This window comes from Mycobacterium sp. E1214, assembly GCF_001666755.1.
GTDB lineage: Bacteria > Actinomycetota > Actinomycetes > Mycobacteriales > Mycobacteriaceae > Mycobacterium.
This window is the reverse complement of sequence record NZ_LZJC01000088.1, coordinates 132,130-149,480: the sequence shown is the minus strand read 5'-3', so window position 1 is coordinate 149,480 and position 17,351 is coordinate 132,130. Positions and strand designations below refer to the sequence as shown.

General features: G+C 69.1%; 21 protein-coding genes and 1 pseudogene. 12 read left to right on the top strand and 10 right to left on the bottom strand.

What is annotated here, in order from left to right; all coding sequences use genetic code 11:
- The first annotated feature begins 34 nt into the window (after positions 1-34).
- The 3 genes from A5700_RS11860 to A5700_RS11850 all read left to right on the top strand — a co-directional run bounded on the left by A5700_RS11860 (position 35) and on the right by A5700_RS11850 (position 1,840).
- Entirely contained in the window at positions 35-247 is a 213-nt protein-coding gene (locus A5700_RS11860; RefSeq protein ID WP_068071737.1) for a type VII secretion protein EccB, read from the top strand.
- 83 nt (positions 248-330) lie between these two features.
- Positions 331-1,167, top strand: coding sequence for a cutinase family protein (locus tag A5700_RS11855; protein WP_068071739.1), 837 nt, complete (start codon positions 331-333; stop codon positions 1,165-1,167).
- A gap of 43 nt (positions 1,168-1,210) precedes the next feature.
- The gene (locus tag A5700_RS11850; RefSeq protein WP_156671199.1) at positions 1,211-1,840 is read left to right on the top strand and encodes a cutinase family protein; all 630 of its coding nucleotides are present in this window, start codon (positions 1,211-1,213) and stop codon (positions 1,838-1,840) included.
- Positions 1,841-1,854: 14 nt separating this feature from the next.
- Here the strand turns inward: A5700_RS11850 and truA are convergent, their stop codons facing one another.
- The 8 genes from truA to infA all read right to left on the bottom strand — a co-directional run bounded on the left by truA (position 1,855) and on the right by infA (position 6,674).
- Positions 1,855-2,802 carry a tRNA pseudouridine(38-40) synthase TruA gene (gene truA, locus A5700_RS11845; protein ID WP_197502878.1) on the bottom strand — a complete coding sequence of 316 codons (948 nt, stop codon included), beginning with the start codon at positions 2,800-2,802 and terminating at the stop codon, positions 1,855-1,857.
- Entirely contained in the window at positions 2,693-3,334 is a 642-nt protein-coding gene (gene rplQ / locus A5700_RS11840) for a 50S ribosomal protein L17 (RefSeq protein ID WP_068071743.1), read from the bottom strand. Before rplQ ends, truA begins: the two co-directional genes overlap by 110 nt.
- A gap of 115 nt (positions 3,335-3,449) precedes the next feature.
- Positions 3,450-4,493 carry a DNA-directed RNA polymerase subunit alpha gene (locus A5700_RS11835; RefSeq protein WP_068071745.1) on the bottom strand — a complete coding sequence of 348 codons (1,044 nt, stop codon included), beginning with the start codon at positions 4,491-4,493 and terminating at the stop codon, positions 3,450-3,452.
- A 129-nt stretch (positions 4,494-4,622) separates the two neighbouring features.
- Positions 4,623-5,228, bottom strand: coding sequence for a 30S ribosomal protein S4 (rpsD, locus tag A5700_RS11830; protein WP_068071747.1), 606 nt, complete (start codon positions 5,226-5,228; stop codon positions 4,623-4,625).
- Between the two features lie 11 nt (positions 5,229-5,239).
- Entirely contained in the window at positions 5,240-5,659 is a 420-nt protein-coding gene (gene rpsK / locus A5700_RS11825) for a 30S ribosomal protein S11 (RefSeq protein WP_068071750.1), read from the bottom strand.
- Positions 5,660-5,665: 6 nt separating this feature from the next.
- A complete protein-coding gene (rpsM, locus tag A5700_RS11820) occupies positions 5,666-6,040 on the bottom strand; it encodes a 30S ribosomal protein S13 (protein WP_068071752.1) in 375 nt (124 codons plus the stop codon).
- Between the two features lie 247 nt (positions 6,041-6,287).
- Complete coding sequence (rpmJ, locus tag A5700_RS25340; RefSeq protein ID WP_003879483.1) at positions 6,288-6,401, bottom strand: 50S ribosomal protein L36; 114 nt, start codon at positions 6,399-6,401, stop codon at positions 6,288-6,290.
- Positions 6,402-6,452: 51 nt separating this feature from the next.
- Positions 6,453-6,674 (bottom strand): translation initiation factor IF-1, encoded by a 222-nt coding sequence (infA, locus tag A5700_RS11815; protein WP_003418601.1) that lies wholly within the window; start codon positions 6,672-6,674, stop codon positions 6,453-6,455.
- 275 nt (positions 6,675-6,949) lie between these two features.
- Here infA and A5700_RS11810 point away from each other — a divergent pair, with 275 nt between their 5' ends.
- The 9 genes and pseudogenes from A5700_RS11810 to A5700_RS11775 all read left to right on the top strand — a co-directional run bounded on the left by A5700_RS11810 (position 6,950) and on the right by A5700_RS11775 (position 16,063).
- Positions 6,950-8,641: an FAD-dependent oxidoreductase gene (locus tag A5700_RS11810; protein ID WP_068071754.1), complete on the top strand. Its 1,692-nt coding sequence runs from the start codon at positions 6,950-6,952 to the stop codon at positions 8,639-8,641.
- Positions 8,638-8,997: pseudogene (locus A5700_RS27405) on the top strand (cyclic nucleotide-binding domain-containing protein); the annotation flags it as partial. The gene A5700_RS11810 and the pseudogene A5700_RS27405, both read left to right, overlap by 4 nt.
- Before the next feature lie 537 nt (positions 8,998-9,534).
- Complete coding sequence (locus tag A5700_RS27400) at positions 9,535-10,107, top strand: sensor histidine kinase (protein WP_369828267.1); 573 nt, start codon at positions 9,535-9,537, stop codon at positions 10,105-10,107.
- 29 nt (positions 10,108-10,136) lie between these two features.
- Positions 10,137-10,988: an LLM class F420-dependent oxidoreductase gene (locus tag A5700_RS11800; protein WP_068071758.1), complete on the top strand. Its 852-nt coding sequence runs from the start codon at positions 10,137-10,139 to the stop codon at positions 10,986-10,988.
- Positions 10,989-11,013: 25 nt separating this feature from the next.
- Positions 11,014-11,880 (top strand): LLM class F420-dependent oxidoreductase, encoded by an 867-nt coding sequence (locus A5700_RS11795; protein WP_068071760.1) that lies wholly within the window; start codon positions 11,014-11,016, stop codon positions 11,878-11,880.
- Positions 11,881-11,907: 27 nt separating this feature from the next.
- Complete coding sequence (gene rfbB / locus A5700_RS11790; protein ID WP_068071762.1) at positions 11,908-12,903, top strand: dTDP-glucose 4,6-dehydratase; 996 nt, start codon at positions 11,908-11,910, stop codon at positions 12,901-12,903.
- A gap of 1 nt (position 12,904) precedes the next feature.
- Positions 12,905-13,510: a dTDP-4-dehydrorhamnose 3,5-epimerase gene (gene rfbC, locus A5700_RS11785; RefSeq protein WP_068071764.1), complete on the top strand. Its 606-nt coding sequence runs from the start codon at positions 12,905-12,907 to the stop codon at positions 13,508-13,510.
- Positions 13,511-13,707: 197 nt separating this feature from the next.
- Entirely contained in the window at positions 13,708-14,832 is a 1,125-nt protein-coding gene (locus tag A5700_RS11780) for an acyltransferase (RefSeq protein ID WP_068071767.1), read from the top strand.
- 97 nt (positions 14,833-14,929) lie between these two features.
- On the top strand, positions 14,930-16,063 hold the full coding sequence (locus A5700_RS11775) for an acyltransferase (RefSeq protein WP_068071770.1): 1,134 nt from the start codon (positions 14,930-14,932) through the stop codon (positions 16,061-16,063).
- Here the strand turns inward: A5700_RS11775 and A5700_RS11770 are convergent.
- Complete coding sequence (locus A5700_RS11770; protein WP_068071772.1) at positions 16,060-16,443, bottom strand: hypothetical protein; 384 nt, start codon at positions 16,441-16,443, stop codon at positions 16,060-16,062. The two genes, A5700_RS11775 and A5700_RS11770, sit on opposite strands and share 4 nt — an antisense overlap.
- On the bottom strand, positions 16,440-17,348 hold the full coding sequence (locus A5700_RS11765; RefSeq protein WP_068071774.1) for a metallophosphoesterase: 909 nt from the start codon (positions 17,346-17,348) through the stop codon (positions 16,440-16,442). The genes A5700_RS11770 and A5700_RS11765 overlap by 4 nt, the downstream gene beginning before the upstream one ends.
- Positions 17,349-17,351: the final 3 nt, after the last annotated feature.

The window sequence follows — 17,351 nt, the reverse complement described above, 5'->3', positions numbered from 1 at the left end:
CCGGCGCCGCTGACCTGCGGTCTAACGTGGGCCGATGCCGACGCAGGCGAGCGCAGGGCTGCAGCTCAGCGCGCACCGCTTCTGGCTGCGCCGCCTGGAATGCGCGCTGCTGGGTGAGGCCGCCGGGCGCGCGCGGGCGCGCTTCACGGCGCTGGCGGTGGGCGCCGCCCTGACCGCGATGGCCGTGGCCGGGTGCGCGCTGAGCTGCAGCCCTGCGCTCGCCTGCGTCGGCATCGGCCCACGTTAGACCGCAGGTCAGCGGCGCCGGGTGCGCTCATCCCCAGGTTCGACGAAGTTTCGATCGCGCAGCGTTACAGGTAAGGTAACGACGTGATTACTCACCGCTTAGGTCGCTGCGCCGGTCTCGGGGCGGCTGCGCTGGTGACTGGCGCTGGCCTGCTGCTTTCCCCCGCGCCCACCGCCCGGGCCTTCGACTGCCCGGACGTCGAGGTGATTTTCGCGCGCGGCACCAACGAGCCCGCCGGCCTGGGCCGGGTGGGCGACGCGTTGGTGGACTCGCTGCGCCAGCAGACCGGGCTCAACATCCTCCCCTACGGCGTGAACTACGCCGCCAGCAAGCTGCAGTTGCACGGCGGCGACGGCGCCAACGACACCATCGACCGCGTCAAGAAGAGCGTGGAGACCTGCCCCAACACCAAGATCGTGCTGGGCGGCTACTCGCAGGGCGCCTCGGTGATGGACATCGTGGCCGGAGTCCCGATCGGCGGCATCAGCTGGGGCAACAAGCTGCCCGAGCAGTACGCCAACAACATCGCCGCCGTCGTCACGTTCGGTGACGTGGCCGACCGCGCCGGTGGCACGTTGCCCAGCCAGAGCGCGCTGCTGGGTTCGAAGGCCGCGGACTACTGCAACCCCAACGACCCGATCTGCCACGCCGGGCCGGGCAACGAGTGGACCGGGCACACCGAGGGTTACGTGCCCGTCTACACCACCCAGGCCGCGGCGTTCGTCGCCCAGAAGCTGCAGGGCTCGGGGTCATCGACGCCCGCGTTCGGGCCCCCGTTGGGGCCCGTGCCGCCCGGCTACGGCCCGCAGCCGTCCCCGCTGGGCGGGCAGGTGCCGCCGGGGTCGGGTTCGTCGATCCACGGTGGCCCGGACACGGCGCCGGGGCCCGCGACGGTGTCGCCGCAAGCGCCGCTGGTCTGAATCTTTACTTTTGCCCCACCAGCACGCCCCGTAACATCGTCGTGTGCGTCTGATACCTCTGGCCGTCGCGGGAGTCGCGGCGGCTGCGCTGTGGGTCGCCTCGCCGCACCTGCCGCACGCGTGGGCGTCCTGCCCGGACGTCGAGGTGGTGTTCGCGCGCGGCACCGACGAACCGCCCGGCGTCGGCAAGGTCGGCGGGGCCTTCGTCAGCGCGCTGCGCGCGCAGTCGGGCAAAAACGTCGGCTCGTACGGCGTCAACTATCCGGCCAGCAAGGACTTCCTGGCCGCCACCGACGGCGCCAACGACGCCAGCGGGCACATCCAGCAGATGGCCGGCAACTGCCCCGACACCAAGCTGGTGCTCGGCGGGTACTCGCAGGGGGCGGCGGTCGTCGACATCGTCACCGCCGCGCCGCTTCCCGGCCTGGGCTTTCACCAGCCGCTGCCGGCCGACGCCGCCGACCACGTCGCCGCGGTGGCGTTGTTCGGCAACCCGTCCGGCCGGGCCGGCGGGCTGATGAGCGCGCTGTCGCCGGGATTCGGCGACAAGACCATCGATCTGTGCAACCCCGGCGATCCAATCTGCTCCAACGGCGATCAGTGGCAGGCCCACCTCGGCTACGTGCCGGGGCTGACCACGCAGGCCGCGAAATTCGTTGCGGGCAAGGTCTGACGCCCCGACCGCGTTCAGCGGGTCCGGATGTCGCGGGTGATCAGGTTGCGCGCGGCCAGCTGACCCTCTGGCGGGTAGTCGACGCGGACCAGGGTCAGCCCGTGCGCGGGGGCCGCCGCGAAGTCGCTGGAACGCGTTGCGGCGGAGAGCAAGTCGCGACACCACGACGCGGGGCGCCGGTGCTCACCGACGGCCAGCAGCGCGCCCACCAGTGAGCGCACCATCGACCAGCAGAACGCGTCGGCGCTGACGTGCGCGGTGATCAGGTCGCCGTCCCGGACCCAGTCGAACCGCTGCAGATCGCGAATGGTGGTGGCGTTCTCGCGGTGCCGGCAGAAGGCGGCGAAGTCCTGCAGCCCCAACAGGTTTCGTGACGCCGCGGCCATCGCGTCGACGTCGAGGTCGCGCGGCCAGGCCGTGATGTAGCGGGCCTGCAGCGGCTGCACGCCGTACGGCGCCGTCGACAGCCGGTACTCGTAGTGCCTGCGAAGCGCCGAGAACCGCGCGTCGAAACCCGCGGGCGCGCGGCTGATGTCGAGGATGCGGACGTCGGTCGGCAGGAACCGGCCGAGCCGACGCAGCAGCGGCAGGAACTCGGGCTCGCCCACCCGCGGCGCGCGCGGGTAGGCGTTGGGCAGGGCCTCGACCGGCACGTCGACGTGGGCCACCTGCCCGGTGGCGTGCACCCCGGCGTCGGTGCGCCCGGCGGCGCGCAACCGCACCGGAATCCGGAAGACGGTGGTCAGCGCCTCATCGAGGACACCGGCCACCGTACGCTGGCCCGACTGAGCCGCCCAACCCGCGAAACCGGTGCCGTCGTAGGCGATCCCGAGCCGCAGGCGGACGTCGTCGCTAACTCTCGTCGGCCTGGTCGTCGGCCTCGGCCTCGGCTTCGGCCCGCGCGGCGACAGCCTTCTCGGCCGTCTCTTCGGCCTGGGCCTGCGCCTCGGTCGGCGCGGCATCGGCCGTGGTCTCTTCGGCCCCGGCGGCCGCCTCGTCGGCGGTCGGGCCCACGGTTTCGTCCGGCTCGACCGCCGCCTGCGGCGCCGCCGCGGCCGCCACCGGGGCGTCGCCGCCCTCGGACGCCTTCTTCGACGACTTCACCCGCCGGGCGCGGTCCGCCTCGGAGGTCACCGTCTTCTCCCGCACCAGCTCGATGACCGCCATCGGGGCGTTGTCACCCTTGCGCGGCTCGACCTTGATGATGCGGGTGTAGCCACCCTCCCGGTCGGCGAAGAAGGGCCCGATCTCGGCGAACAGGGCGTGCACCACGTCCTTGTCGCGGATCTTCTTCATCACCTCTCGGCGGTTGTGCAGCGCACCCTTTTTCGCATGCGTGATCAGCTTCTCCGCATACGGCCGCAGCGCACGGGCCTTCGGTTCGGTCGTCTTGATGCGGCCGTGCTCGAACAGCGACGTGGCCAGGTTGGCCAGCAGGGCCTTCTGGTGGGCAGACGACCCGCCGAGGCGGGGGCCCTTGGTGGGCTTGGGCATTGCGCTATCTCCTTGTGGGGCCGGCCCCCGTATCAGGTAGGGCCGGGACGGACTTCTTCTTCGAAGCTGCCCGGTTCCTCAGCGGCCTGGTGGCCGCCGAGGAACTGGACGGCCGTTACAGCTGTTCGGTTTCGGCGTAGTCCTGGTCGTCGTAGGCGCCCTCGGTCGACCAGGTGCCGGTCGCGACGTCGTAGCCCGCGACCTGCGACGGGTCGAAGCTCGCCGGGCTGTCCTTGAGCGACAGGCCCAGCTGGTGCAGCTTGACCTTGACCTCGTCGATGGACTTCTGACCGAAGTTGCGGATGTCCAGCAGGTCGGACTCGGTGCGGCTCACCAGCTCGCCGACGGTGTGCACGCCCTCGCGCTTGAGGCAGTTGTAGGACCGCACGGTCAGGTCGAGGTCGTCGATCGGCAACGCGAACGACGCGATGTGGTCGGCCTCGGCCGGCGACGGCCCGATCTCGATGCCCTCGGCCTCGACGTTGAGTTCCCTTGCCAGACCGAACAATTCGACCAGCGTCTTACCCGCCGACGCGAGCGCGTCGCGCGGGGTGATGGAGCTCTTGGTCTCGACATCGAGCACCAGCTTGTCGAAGTCGGTGCGCTGCTCGACGCGGGTGGCTTCCACCTTGTAGGTCACCTTGAGCACCGGCGAGTAGATGGAGTCGACCGGGATGCGGCCGATCTCGGCACCGGACGCCCGGTTCTGCACGGCCGGCACGTAGCCGCGGCCGCGCTCGACGACCAGCTCGACCTCCAGCTTGCCCTTGTCGTTCAGCGTCGCGATGTGCATCTCGGGGTTGTGCACCGTGACGCCCGCGGGCGGCACGATGTCACCGGCGGTGACCGCACCCGGGCCCTGCTTGCGCAGGTACATGGTGACCGGCTCGTCCTCCTCGGAGGACACCACCAGGCTCTTGAGGTTCAGGATGATCGCGGTGACGTCTTCCTTGACGCCCTGCACGGTGGTGAATTCGTGCAGCACCCCGTCGATGCGGATGCTGGTGACGGCCGCGCCGGGGATCGACGACAGCAGCGTGCGCCGCAGCGAGTTGCCCAGCGTGTAGCCGAATCCGGGCTCCAGCGGCTCGATGACGAACTGAGAGCGGCTGTCGGTCAACACTTCTTCCGACAGTGTGGGTCGCTGAGAAATCAGCATGGTGTTCTTCTATCTCCTTCTCGGCACCCGCTATTTGATGCCGTTTCACTCATTCGCGCCGACCCGCTGCGCCCGGCTTCGCCGCGCTTGCGATCGCCGCAACCCGCGCCGGGTTCAGCGCGGGGGGTCTTACTTCGAGTAGAACTCGACGATCAGCTGCTCGGTGAGCGGCACGTCGATCTGCGCGCGCTCGGGCAGCTGGTGGATCAGGATCCGCTGGCGCTCCCCCACGACCTGCAGCCAGCTCGGGATGGGACGGTCGCCCGCGGTCTCCCGCGCGATCTGGAACGGCACGGTGTTCAGCGAGCCCTCGCGCACGTCGATGATGTCGTACTGCGACACCCGGTAGCTCGGGACGTTGACGTGCACGCCGTTGACGCTGAAGTGACCGTGGCTGACCAGCTGGCGGGCCATCCGGCGGGTGCGGGCGAGGCCCGCCCGGTACACGACATTGTCCAGCCGGCTCTCCAGGATCTGCAGGAGGTTCTCGCCGGTCTTGCCGGAGTGGCGCACGGCCTCTTCGTAGTAGCGGCGGAATTGCTTTTCCATGACGCCGTAGGTGAAGCGGGCCTTCTGCTTCTCCTGCAGCTGCAGCAGGTATTCGCTCTCCTTGATCCGCGCGCGGCCGTGCTGGCCGGGCGGGTAGGGGCGCTTCTCGAAGGCCTGGTCACCACCGACGAGGTCGGTGCGCAGCCGGCGCGACTTGCGGGTGATGGGTCCGGTGTAACGAGCCATGATCTATTTCCCTAGACCCTTCTCCGCTTGGGCGGACGGCAGCCGTTGTGCGGCTGGGGGGTGACATCGGAGATGGCGCCGACCTCGAGGCCGGCGGCCTGCAGCGACCGGATCGCGGTCTCGCGGCCCGAGCCCGGGCCCTTGACGAACACGTCGACCTTCTTGACGCCGTGCTCTTGGGCCTTGCGGGCGGCGTTCTCCGCGGCCAGCTGGGCGGCGAACGGGGTCGACTTGCGCGAGCCCTTGAAGCCGACGTGGCCCGACGACGCCCAGGCGATGACGTTGCCCTGCGGGTCGGTGATGGTCACGATCGTGTTGTTGAACGTGCTCTTGATGTGCGCGGCGCCGTGCGGGATGTTCTTCTTTTCCCGGCGACGAGTCTTCTGTCCCTTCTTGGGGCCCGACGCGGCTGCCTTCTTGGCTGGGGGCATGGGGGGTTACCTGGCCTTCTTCTTGCCGGCGATGGTGCGCTTGGGGCCCTTGCGGGTCCGCGCGTTGGTCTTGGTTCGCTGGCCGCGCACCGGCAGGCCGCGGCGGTGCCGCAGGCCCTGGTAGCAGCCGATCTCGATCTTGCGCCGGATGTCGGCCTGCACCTCGCGGCGCAGGTCACCCTCCACCTTGATGTTGGCTTCGATGTAGTCGCGCAGTTGGGTCAGCTGGTCATCGGTGAGGTCCCTGGTCCGCAGGTCCCGGTCGATGCCGGTGGCCGCGAGGATCTCGTTCGACCGCGTGCGGCCGACACCGAAAATGTAGGTCAGGGCGATCTCCATCCGCTTATCGCGCGGCAGATCGACGCCGACTAGTCGTGCCATAGGTGGCGTTTCCTCTTTTTCTCGGCGGAGGTCTTTTCCCAGCCCGTTCCCGAAGTTTCGGGGCCCGGCCTCCGTCCGGGCGTGGCTGAGCGACGTATTCGCTCAGTGGTGCTGGGAGGTCTGCATTCAGTTGTGCTCGCGCGATGGATCGTGGCGACCCGCTGCGCCCGGCTACGCCGCGCTGGCGATCGCCTCGATGGATCGTGGCGACCCGCTGCGCCCGGCTACGCCGCGCTGGCGATCGCCACTAGCCCTGGCGCTGCTTGTGGCGCGGATCAGAGCAGATCACCATGACCCGCCCGTGCCGACGGATCACCCTGCACTTGTCACAGATTGGCTTGACGCTGGGGTTCACCTTCACGGCTGTTCGATCCTGTTCTTGTCTGTCGGTTTGTCGGGGCTCTGCGCTGGCTTACTTGTAGCGGTACACGATGCGGCCGCGGGACAGGTCGTAGGGAGAAAGCTCCACCACCACCCGGTCCTCGGGCAGGATGCGGATGTAGTGCTGCCGCATCTTGCCGCTGATGTGGGCGAGCACCTTGTGGCCGTTCTCCAGCTCAATGCGGAACATCGCATTGGGCAGGGGCTCGACCACGCGGCCCTCGACCTCGATGGCGCCGTCCTTCTTGGCCATAACTTCTTCAGCGTCCTCGTCTTTTAGGTGTCTTCTAGTGTTTCGTCTCGTTCACGGCTGCGGCCTTGCGCGGCGCAACACGCAGCACCGACTTAAAACGTGAGCCGGTGACAGGAAATTCCTCGGGACTTGGCACACCAAAAAGCCGGCGCGGATGCCGCACCGTTGTTCCACAATACCTGGTTGTTCGTGCTGGCCAAAATCGCTGCGGGATGACTCCGAGCCTACCCGCCGAACCTCCCGCACCGCCGCTGACAAGCGCATACTTAACGCCGATGACCACGCCCACCTCCCCAGCAACCGCCGGCTCACCCATCGCCCAGCGCAAGCCCGTGATGCTCACCGTCGACGACGATCCGTCGGTGTCGCGGGCCGTCGCGCGAGACCTGCGCCGCCACTACGGCGAGAACCACCGAATCGTGCGCGCCGAGTCGGGCCCCGACGCCCTGGGCACCCTCAAGGAGCTCAAGCTGCGCGGCGAGACGGTCGCGATGCTGATCGCCGATTACCGGATGCCGCAGATGAGCGGCATCGAGTTTCTCGAGCAGGCCATGGACCTGTACCCGGCCGCGCGGCGGGTGCTGCTCACCGCCTACGCCGACACGCATGCGGCCATCGACGCGATCAACGTCGTCGACCTGGACCACTACCTGCTCAAGCCGTGGGACCCGCCGGAGGAGAAGTTCTACCCCGTCATCGACGCGCTGCTCGACGCGTGGCGGGCGGCGCCCGAGCACCCCATCCCGCACACCAAGGTGATCGGCCACCGCTGGTCGGCGCGGTCGTGGCAGGTGCGCGACTTCCTGGCCCGCAACGGCCTCTACTACACCTGGTTCATGGCCGACGAGCCGGCCGGCGAGCGGCTGCTCAGCGCGGCCGGGGAGGACGGGCGGCGGCTGCCGGTCGTCATCACCGAGCGCGGCAAACCCCTGATCGAGCCGAGTGACGCCGAGCTCGCCGACACCCTGGGCCTGACCACCACGCCATCGCAGGAGTTCTACGACCTGATCGTCATCGGCGGCGGGCCGGCCGGCCTGGCCGCCGCGGTGTACGGCGCGTCCGAGGGGCTGCGCACCGTGCTCATCGAGCGCACCGCGACGGGCGGCCAGGCCGGCCAGAGCTCACGCATCGAGAATTATCTCGGGTTCCCCGACGGGGTGTCGGGCGGGCAGCTGGCCGACCGCGCGCGCCGGCAGGCCGAGAAGTTCGGCGCCGAACTGATCACCGCCCGCAAGGCCGTCGCGCTCGAGGTGAACGGCCCGAAACGCACCGTGCGGTTCGCCGACGGCGGCTCCATCGACGCGCACGCGGTCATCCTGGCCACCGGCGTCGCCTACCGGAACCTCGACGCCGAGGGCTGCACCGAGCTGACCGGTTGCGGCGTCTACTACGGCGCGGCCGTCTCGGTGGCGGCGGAATGCCAGGACGAGGAGGTGTACGTGGTCGGCGGGGCCAACTCGGCCGGCCAGGCCGCCATGTACCTGTCGCGGCACGCCAAGTCGGTGACCATCGTGGTCCGGGCCCCGTCGTTGGAAGCGTCGATGTCTTACTACCTGATCCAGCAGATCGAGCAGAACCCGAAGATCACCGTGCGCACCTGCACCGAGGTGCAGCGGGCCAGCGGCGATGACCACCTGGAGAAGCTGACCCTGGTCAACAACCGCACCGGTGAGCGGGAGGAGGTCGCCTGCGCCCGCATGTTCATCTTCATCGGCGCCGCGCCCCGCACCGACTGGCTCGACGGCGTGCTGGCCCGCGACGACCACGGCTTCATCCTGACCGGCCCGGACCTGCGCAACGTGTGCGGCTGGACGCTGGACCGCCCGCCGCACCACCTGGAGACCAGCGTGCCGGGGGTGTTCGCCACCGGCGACGTGCGCGCCGAATCCGCCAAGCGGGTGGCGGCGGCGGTCGGCGAGGGATCGATGGCCGTGATGCTGGTGCACCGCTACCTGGCGGAATCGTGACCACGAAGACGCCCTGCCAGCCCGACGAGCTGCGCACCCTCTTCCTGTTCGAGGCGCTCAACGACGAGCAGCTGGCGACGCTGTGCAGCAGCGGGCACATCGCGAACTACGAGCCAGGGCCGATCTGCGTCGAGGGTGAACCCGCGACCTGCTTCTACGTCCTGATCGAGGGCGAGCTGACGATGTCTAAGCTCTCCGGCGGCCAGGACATCGAGACCAACCGCACCTCGCAGCGCGGCGTGTACGCCGGCGCCTGGCGGGCGTTCACCGGTGGCAACCAGAAGAGCTACGACGCCTCGGTGCACGTGACGAAACCGTCGCGGTTCTTCGTCATGGACGCGCCGGTGTTCGCCCAGTTCATGCGCGACCAGTTCCCGATGGCCGTGCACCTGCTCGACGGCATCGCGGTGGGCACCGACCGGACCCGGCGCATTATCGACAACCGGGAGAAGCTGCTGGCGCTGGGACGGTTGTCGGCCGGCCTGACTCATCAGCTGAACAACCCCGCGGCGGCCATCGCCCGGGCGGCGGCCGATCTGCGCGGCCGGGTCGCGGGGATGCGGGGCAAGCTGGCGAAGCTCGCCGACGGCACCGTCAGCCCCGAAGCGCTCAGCGCGCTGGTCCGCCTGCAGCAGGGGGTCGCCGAGCAGGTTGCGAAGTCGGCCTCGGAGCACCTGAGCGCCCTGGAGACCGCCGATCGCGAGGATGCCGTCGGCGAGTGGCTGGAAGACCACGGCATCGAGGGCGGCTGGGACATCGCGCCGACCTTCGTCGAAGGCGGCATCGACACCGCGTGGTTGGAGCGGATTTCCACGGTCAGCGAGGAACTCGCGTCCACATCGTTGGAGGAGGCGATCCGATGGATCAACTACACCATCGAGAGCGAGCTGCTGATGAATCAGGTTCTCGAGGCGAGCAAACGCATTTCGGCGCTGGTCGCCGACGCCAAGCAGTATTCGCAGATGGACCGGGCGCCGTTCCAGGTGGCCAACGTGCACGAGTTGCTGCGCAGCACGCTGTCGATGTTCGCCGACCGGCTCGGACCGGGCGCCAACATCACCGTGGTGAAGGAACTGGACAAGTCGCTTCCCGAGATCCCCTGCTACCCGGGTGACCTCAACCAGGTGTGGACCAACATCATCGACAACGCCGTCGCCGCGATGCGCGACACCGGCGGCACGCTGACCATCCGCACCTGCCGGGAGGGCGAAAACATGGCCCGCGTCGAGATCTGCGACACCGGCCCCGGCATCCCGGACGGCGTGCGCGAACACATCTTCGAGCCGTTCTTCACCACCAAACCGTTCGGCGAGGGCACCGGGCTGGGCCTCGATCTGGCCTGGAACATCGTCGTGAAGAAGCACCGCGGGGACCTGCGGGTGGAATCCGAGCCGGGCGACACTCGGTTCATCGTCTTGCTCCCCCTGGAGCTGCCCCCCGCGGTGGACGTCGAGCAGCCGGAATAGCAGTCGTGGGGCCGCGGTTGGGAACGACCATGACCGATGCTCAGACCAGCAAGCCAGATCTCGGCCGATTCGGCGTGTTCGGGCGCGGCGTCTCGCCCGAACAGGCGCAGGCGATCGAGTCCCTGGGATACGGGGCCGTCTGGGTGGGCGGGTCGCCGCCCGCCGAGCTGGCCTGGGTGGAGCCGCTGCTGGCGGCGACGAGCACCCTGCAGGTGGCCACCGGCATCGTCAACATCTGGACCGCGCCCGCGGCGCCGGTGGCCGAGTCGTTCCACCGCATCGACCGGGCATATCCGGGCCGCTTCCTGCTCGGCATCGGGGTGGGGCATCCCGAGGCCCACACCGAGTACCGGAAGCCCTACGACGCGCTGACCGACTACCTGGACCAGCTCGACGCGCACGGCGTCCCCCCGCACCGCCGGGTGGTGGCCGCGCTGGGGCCGCGGGTGCTGACGCTGTCCGCGCAGCGCGCGGCCGGCGCGCACCCATACCTGACCACGCCGGAGCACACCGCGCGGGCCCGCGAGTTGATCGGCGCGGACGCCTTCCTGGCGCCGGAGCACAAGGTGGTGCTCACCACGGACGCGGAGAAGGCCCGCGCGGTGGGCCGCAAAGCCCTCGACGTGTATTTCAACCTGGCCAATTACCGCAACAGCTGGAAGCGGCTCGGCTTCTCCGAGGATGAGGTCACCCGACCGGGCAGCGATCGCCTGGTCGACGCGGTGGTCGCCTACGGCACGCCCGACGCGATCGCGGCGCGGCTGACCGAGCACCTCACGGCCGGCGCCGACCACGTGCCCGTGCAGGTGTTGACGAAAGATGACAACCTGGTGCCGGCCCTGACCGAGCTGGCGGGGCCGCTCGGGCTGACGCAGCGCTGAGCCGAACGGACGGGGAGGGACGCCGATGACCGAGGTAGCGGGGCTGAAGCCGGAGCTGGGCCGTTATGGCGTGTGGCTGCCCAACCGATCGCTGACCCCGGAACTGGCCGCGGGCATCGAGGCGCTGGGCTACGGGGCCGCCTGGGCCGGCGCCTCGCCGGACGCCGAGCTGGCGTGGGTGGAACCCGCCCTGGCGCAGACGACGTCGCTGCAGCTGGCCACCGGGATCGTCAACGTCTGGAACGCGCCGGCGCCGACCGTCGCCGCGTCCTTCCAGCGTATCGAGGCCGCCCATCCGGGCAGGTTCGTGCTGGGCGTCGGCGTGGGCCACCCCGAGCACACGCAGGAGTACGTCAAGCCCTACGACGCGCTGGTCAACTACCTCGACGCGCTCGACGCTGCGGTGGTGCCGACGAGCCGCCGGGTCCTCGCCGCGCTGGGGCCGCGGGTGCTGCGCCTGGCGGCCGAGCGCAGCGCGGGCGCGCACCCGTACCTGACCACGCCCGAACACACCGCCAAGGCGCGCGAGTTGCTGGGCGGGACAGTGTTTTTGGCGCCGGAGCACAAGGTTGTCCTGACCACCGACGCCGATGAGGCGCGCGCGATCGGCCGCAAGACCGTGGACTTCTATCTCGGGCTGAGCAATTACGTGCACAACTGGCTGCGCCTGGGATTCACCGAGGCCGACGTGCGCAAGCCCGGCAGCGACCGGCTGATCGACGCGGTGGTGGCCTACGGCACCCCCGAGGAGATCGCGCGGCGGCTGAACGAACACCTGGAGGCGGGCGCCGATCACGTGGCGATCCAGGTGTTGGGCGCCGGCGACGAGCAGGCCATGCTGGCGGGGTTGGGTGAATTGGCGGGACCGCTCGGGTTAACCCCCCACGCCTGACCGACCCGCTCGGTTAGGGTTTCACCCATGCGGCTTCTGGTCACCGGCGGCGCGGGCTTCATCGGCGCCAATTTCGTGCACAGCACCGTCCGCGAACACCCCGAGGATTCCGTGACGGTGCTCGACGCGCTGACCTACGCGGGCCGGCGCGAGTCGCTGGCCGACGTCGATGACGCCATCGAGCTGGTGGTGGGCGACATCAGCGACGCCGAGCTGGTGTCCAAGCTGGTCGCCGATTCCGACGCCGTCGTGCACTTCGCGGCGGAGAGCCACGTCGACAACGCCCTGGACGATCCGGCGCCGTTCCTGCATACCAACGTCGTCGGCACGTTCACCATCCTGGAGGCGGTGCGGCGCCACGGCGTTCGGCTGCACCACATTTCGACCGACGAGGTCTACGGCGACCTGGAACTCGACGACCCCAAGCGGTTCACCGAGGCGACGCCCTACAACCCCTCGAGCCCGTATTCGGCGACTAAGGCCGCCGCCGACATGCTGGTGCGGGCCTGGGTGCGGTCCTATGGCGTGCGCGCCACCCTGTCGAACTGCTCGAACAATTACGGGCCCTACCAGCACGTCGAGAAGTTCATCCCGCGCCAGATCACCAACGTGCTCACCGGCCGGCGTCCCAAGCTGTACGGCAGCGGGGCCAACGTGCGCGACTGGATTCACGTCGACGACCACAACAGCGCCGTGCGCCGCATCCTGGAGAAGGGCGAGATCGGCCGGACCTACCTGATCAGTTCCGAGGGCGAGCGCGACAACCTGACCGTGCTGCGCACGCTGCTGAAGAAGATGGGCCGCGAGCCCGACGATTTCGACCACGTCACGGACCGCGTCGGCCACGATCTGCGTTACGCCATCGACCCGTCCACGCTCTACGACGAATTATGTTGGGCACCAAAGCATACCGACTTTGAGGAGGGGCTGGATGCCACCATCGACTGGTACCGCGCCAACGAATCGTGGTGGCGGCCGTTGAAGGACGCCGCCGAGGCCCGTTACGCGCAGCGGGGCCAGTGACGTGAAAGCACGCGAATTGAAGGTCCCCGGCGCCTGGGAGATCACCCCGACCATCCACGGCGATTCGCGCGGGCAGTTCTTCGAGTGGCTCACCGACAAGGGTTTCAGCTCGTTCGCCGGCCACAGCCTGGACGTCAAGCAGGCCAATTGCTCGGTGTCGTCGGCGGGCGTGCTGCGCGGCCTGCATTTCGCACAGCTGCCACCCAGCCAAGCCAAATACGTGACCTGCGTGAGCGGGTCGGTGTTCGACGTGGTGGTCGACATCCGCGAGGGCTCACCGACGTTCGGTCAGTGGGACTCGGTGCTGCTCGACGACACCGACCGCAGGACGATTTACCTGTCCGAGGGCCTGGCGCACGGCTTCCTTGCCCTGCAAGACAATTCAACAGTCGTCTATTTGTGCTCGGCGGAATACAACCCGGGTCGCGAGCACACCATCCGCGCCACCGACCCGGCGCTGGCGATCGAGTGGCCGCTGGTCGACGGCGCACCGCCGACGTTGTCGGAGCGCGACGCGGCGGCACCGAGTTTCGACGACGTGCGGTCCTCGGGGCTGCTTCCCAGCTGGGAGGACACCCGGGCCTTCATCGACGGCCTGCGCGCCTGAAAGACGCGATCCCGCAACGGTTGGGGCCGGTGCCGCCTCCGCGACAGCGAACGCGCGGCGCGAAACGACGGGCGAGGGGTCCACTCCGGCTATTTACGCCTCGACGATCGCTCGGTTACCGTAAACTCGCCCTCTTTGGCTCACGGTGACTATAAGATGACGCCGATAACGAGCCCTGCGCACTGACGGGGGAGGCGATGAAGCTCGGGCAGGTGTTCGATCCGCGCAACAATGCGTTGAACGCGTGGCGGCTTGCCCTGGCCGGCGAGGTTGTCTTCTGGCACACCTACCCTATTCACGGCCACCTCCCGAATGTGCGGACGGTGTTGCAACTGCTGCTGTGCGGCGGGGTGGACGGCTTCTTCGCGATCTCCGGTTTCCTGATCACCGCGAGCTGGCTGAGCAACCCGCGCCTGCGGGAATACCTGGCCGCCCGCGCCCTGCGCATCCTGCCGGGCTTCTACGTCTGCATGATCGTCACCGCCTTCGTCTTCGCGCCGCTCAGCGTCGCGATCCAGGGCGGCTCCGCTCTCAAGCTCGTCCTATCCGGGGCGCCGCTCGAATACGTCGCGGAGAACGCCGCGGTCGCCTGGCTCAAGCCCGATGTCGGTGGCACGCCGCACGGTATCCCCAACGCGGGAATCTGGAACGCGTCGCTGTGGTCGCTGATCTGGGAAGTCATGTGCTACCTGGTCGTCGCGCTGATCGGGGTGGCCGGGCTCGCCAACCGCCGCTGGGTGTCCCCGGCGATCATGGTCGCGGCGGCGCTCGGGGCGGCGACGCTGCCGGGCATCAAGTTCCCCGACGTGCTGCACCACCAGGAGGGGGACGTGCGGACGGCGCTGTTCTTCCTGGCGTGCCGCTCGGCCGTCATGTTCGCGGCCGGGGCGCTGCTGTATCAGTGGCGCGACGTGATCCCCGCGCGCTGGTGGCTGGTGGCGGTGAGCGTGGTCATCGTCGTCGCCGCCGGCCAGCTGCCCGACTACCGCGTGGTCGGCGCCCTCCCCCTCGCCTACGCCGTCGTGGTCTCTGGATCGCTGGTGCGCAACCGGCGACTGTGGCTGCGTACCGATTTGTCCTACGGCATGTACATCTACGCCTACCCGGTCCAGCAAATCCTGGCCGTCTGCGGGTTGGTCGCCCTGAGCCCGTTGCTGTTCAGCGGCGTGGTGGCGGCGGTGACGGCACCGCTGGCCGCGGCGAGCTGGTTCCTCGTCGAGAAGCCCGCCAGGTCGTTGAAGAAGCGTTTCAAGGGTCACCCGCTGAGCACCCAGGACCCGCCTGCGGTGGCGCGCCCGCCGGAAGTTACGGGCGCCACCTGAATTGGTGGACGCCACCTGATCAAGCCGCCCCGCGCAGCGGCCCGTACCCGATAGCATGACGCGGGAGCACGGGGGTGCCGGACGGGGCGGAGGCTGAATGAAGCTTGAGCAGGTTTTCGATCCACGGAACAACGCGTTCAACGCGTTTCGGTTGGCGCTCGCCGCCGAGGTGATGCTGTTCCACTCGTGGCCCGCCACCGGCCACCAGGTGCCGAAACCGATCTTGGAGCTCTTCTTCTCGGTCGGCGTCGACGGATTCTTCGCCATCTCCGGCTTCCTCATCACCCGCAGCTGGCTGTGCGATCCGCGCGTGCGCGACTACCTGACCGCCCGGGCCCTGCGCATCCTGCCCGGTTTCTACATCTGCCTGGTCCTCACCGCCTTCGTCTTCGCGCCGCTCAGCGTGGCGATCGAAGGCGGCTCGGTCAGCAAGCTGCTCGCCTCCGGCGGGCCGATCTCCTACGTCCTGAAGAACGCCGCGGTCGCCTACCTGCAGCCCGGTATCAGCGGAACGCTGAGCCACGTCCCCGGCGGACCCGCGTGGAACGGCTCGATGTGGTCGCTGATCTGGGAGTTGCTGTGCTACTTGGTCGTCGCCGCCATCGGCGTCGCGGGACTGGCGGACAAGCGCTGGATTTCGCCCGCCATCCTGGCGGTGGGCGTGGTCGGCGCGTTGCTGCTCCCGCCGCTGACTTTCCCCGGCACGTGGACAATTCCCCAGCTGGCGGTGCGCTCGGCGATCATGTTCGCCTCGGGGGCCATCATGTACCAGTGGCGGGACGTGATCCCGGCGCGGTGGTCCTTGGTCGCGGTCTGCGTGGTGATCGTGCTGGCGGCCGGTCAGTTGCCGGACTACCGGGTGGTCGGCGCCCTGCCGCTGGCCTACGCCGTCATCGTGTCCGCCTCGCTGATCCACAACCCGCGGTTGCGGTTGCGCACGGATCTGTCCTACGGCCTGTACATCTACGCCTTCCCCGTCCAGCAGTTGCTCGCCGTGTGCGGTGTCGCGCGCCTGCACCCGGCGTTGTTTTTTCTCGTCTCGGTGGCGGCGGTGTTGCCCGTGGCCGCCCTGAGCTGGTACTTGATCGAGAAGCCGGCGATGTCCTTGAAACGCCGGTTGCGGCGCAAGTGGGCGGCCCCCGTCGCCTCGAGCTCCGACGAGCCGCTGGACACCAGCAGCGCCCAGGTCGTTGCCGAACGCGGGGCTCCCGACGTCCCGGATCCCGCCTAGGCCGCGCTTCGACGGCGGCGCGCGACAAGGACGGCGGCCCACAGCGCGACGGTGCCGGCCTCCGCGGCCACGCTGAGCGCCGCGTGCGGCGCCGGTTCCCAGCCGTGCTCGGAGAAGCCGAGCAGCCCAACGGTTCTCGAGGCAACGAAGGCGGCCAGGGAGGCGCCGGCGACCGCCGCGCCGGCCCAGCCCAGCCACGCTGGGCCACCCAGCAGGATCGACAGCGCGAGTGCGAACGACAGGCTGGCCTGCACCAGGAATCCGGCTCCGACGTGTGGGACGTGCTGGTAGCCGTGGACGTACAAGTAGGCGTGGCTGTACGCGGCCGCCGCCAGCGACGCGGCGTAGCCGCACCGGATCAGGGCGGTCGCCGGCGTCATTGCAGCGGCCGTTCTTTCAGCGCCAGCACGGTCTCGCCGCTGGTGTAGCTGACCTCGCGAACGCCCAGCGCGTCGCGCAGCCGGCCGGCCGGCAACGTCACCGGCTTGGGCGCTGGACCGTCACCCGGGTGGGGCAACGGGTAGGCCGTCGTCGTCCCGCTGTAGAACGTCACGTTGCCCTCGGTTTTCGAGAAGAGTTGGTGCACATGGCCGTTGAGGCAGGTAACCGAGGAGAACCGGCGCAGGTAGCTCAACGCCTGGGTGGCGTCGTCGGTCCCCCAGCCCCACTCGGGATACATCGCGAACAGCGGGATGTGACTGAACACGATGATCGGGGTATCGCTGGACAACCGCGCGACGTCCTTGCGCACGAATTCCAGTTGATCGGCGCCCAGGTGGCCTAGCTTGCGCATATTCAACGTGTTGACCAGGGCGATCACGTGCACGCCCGCGATGTCGAAGCTGTACCAGCCGTCACCGGTCGACCCGGCACCGAATGCGGCGCGGTACTTCTGCCCCGCGTCGTCGACGGAGTCGTGTTCGCCCGGCACGGTGAACACGTGCGGCGTCTTCAAGGAGCTCATCATCTGCTTCACCTGGTCGAACTGCGCGGGGCTGGACAGGTGGGTCAGGTCGCCGGTGTGGATGACGAAATCCGGTGTGTAGCCGAGAGTGTTGATCCGGTCGATCGCGTGGCTGAAGGTCCCGGAGACGTCGGGGTTCGGTGCGCCGGTGAACCCGATGTGGCTGTCGCTGACCTGCGCGAAGCGCAGGGCCGGTCGCTGATCCGCGTGCCCGGCCGCGGCCGCCCCGGCGACATGGGAGATGACTTCGCCCCCGGTGACCGCGAAACCGACGGCGGCGCCGAACCAGGCGGTGTGCCGCAGCAATTGGCGGCGGCTCATTGG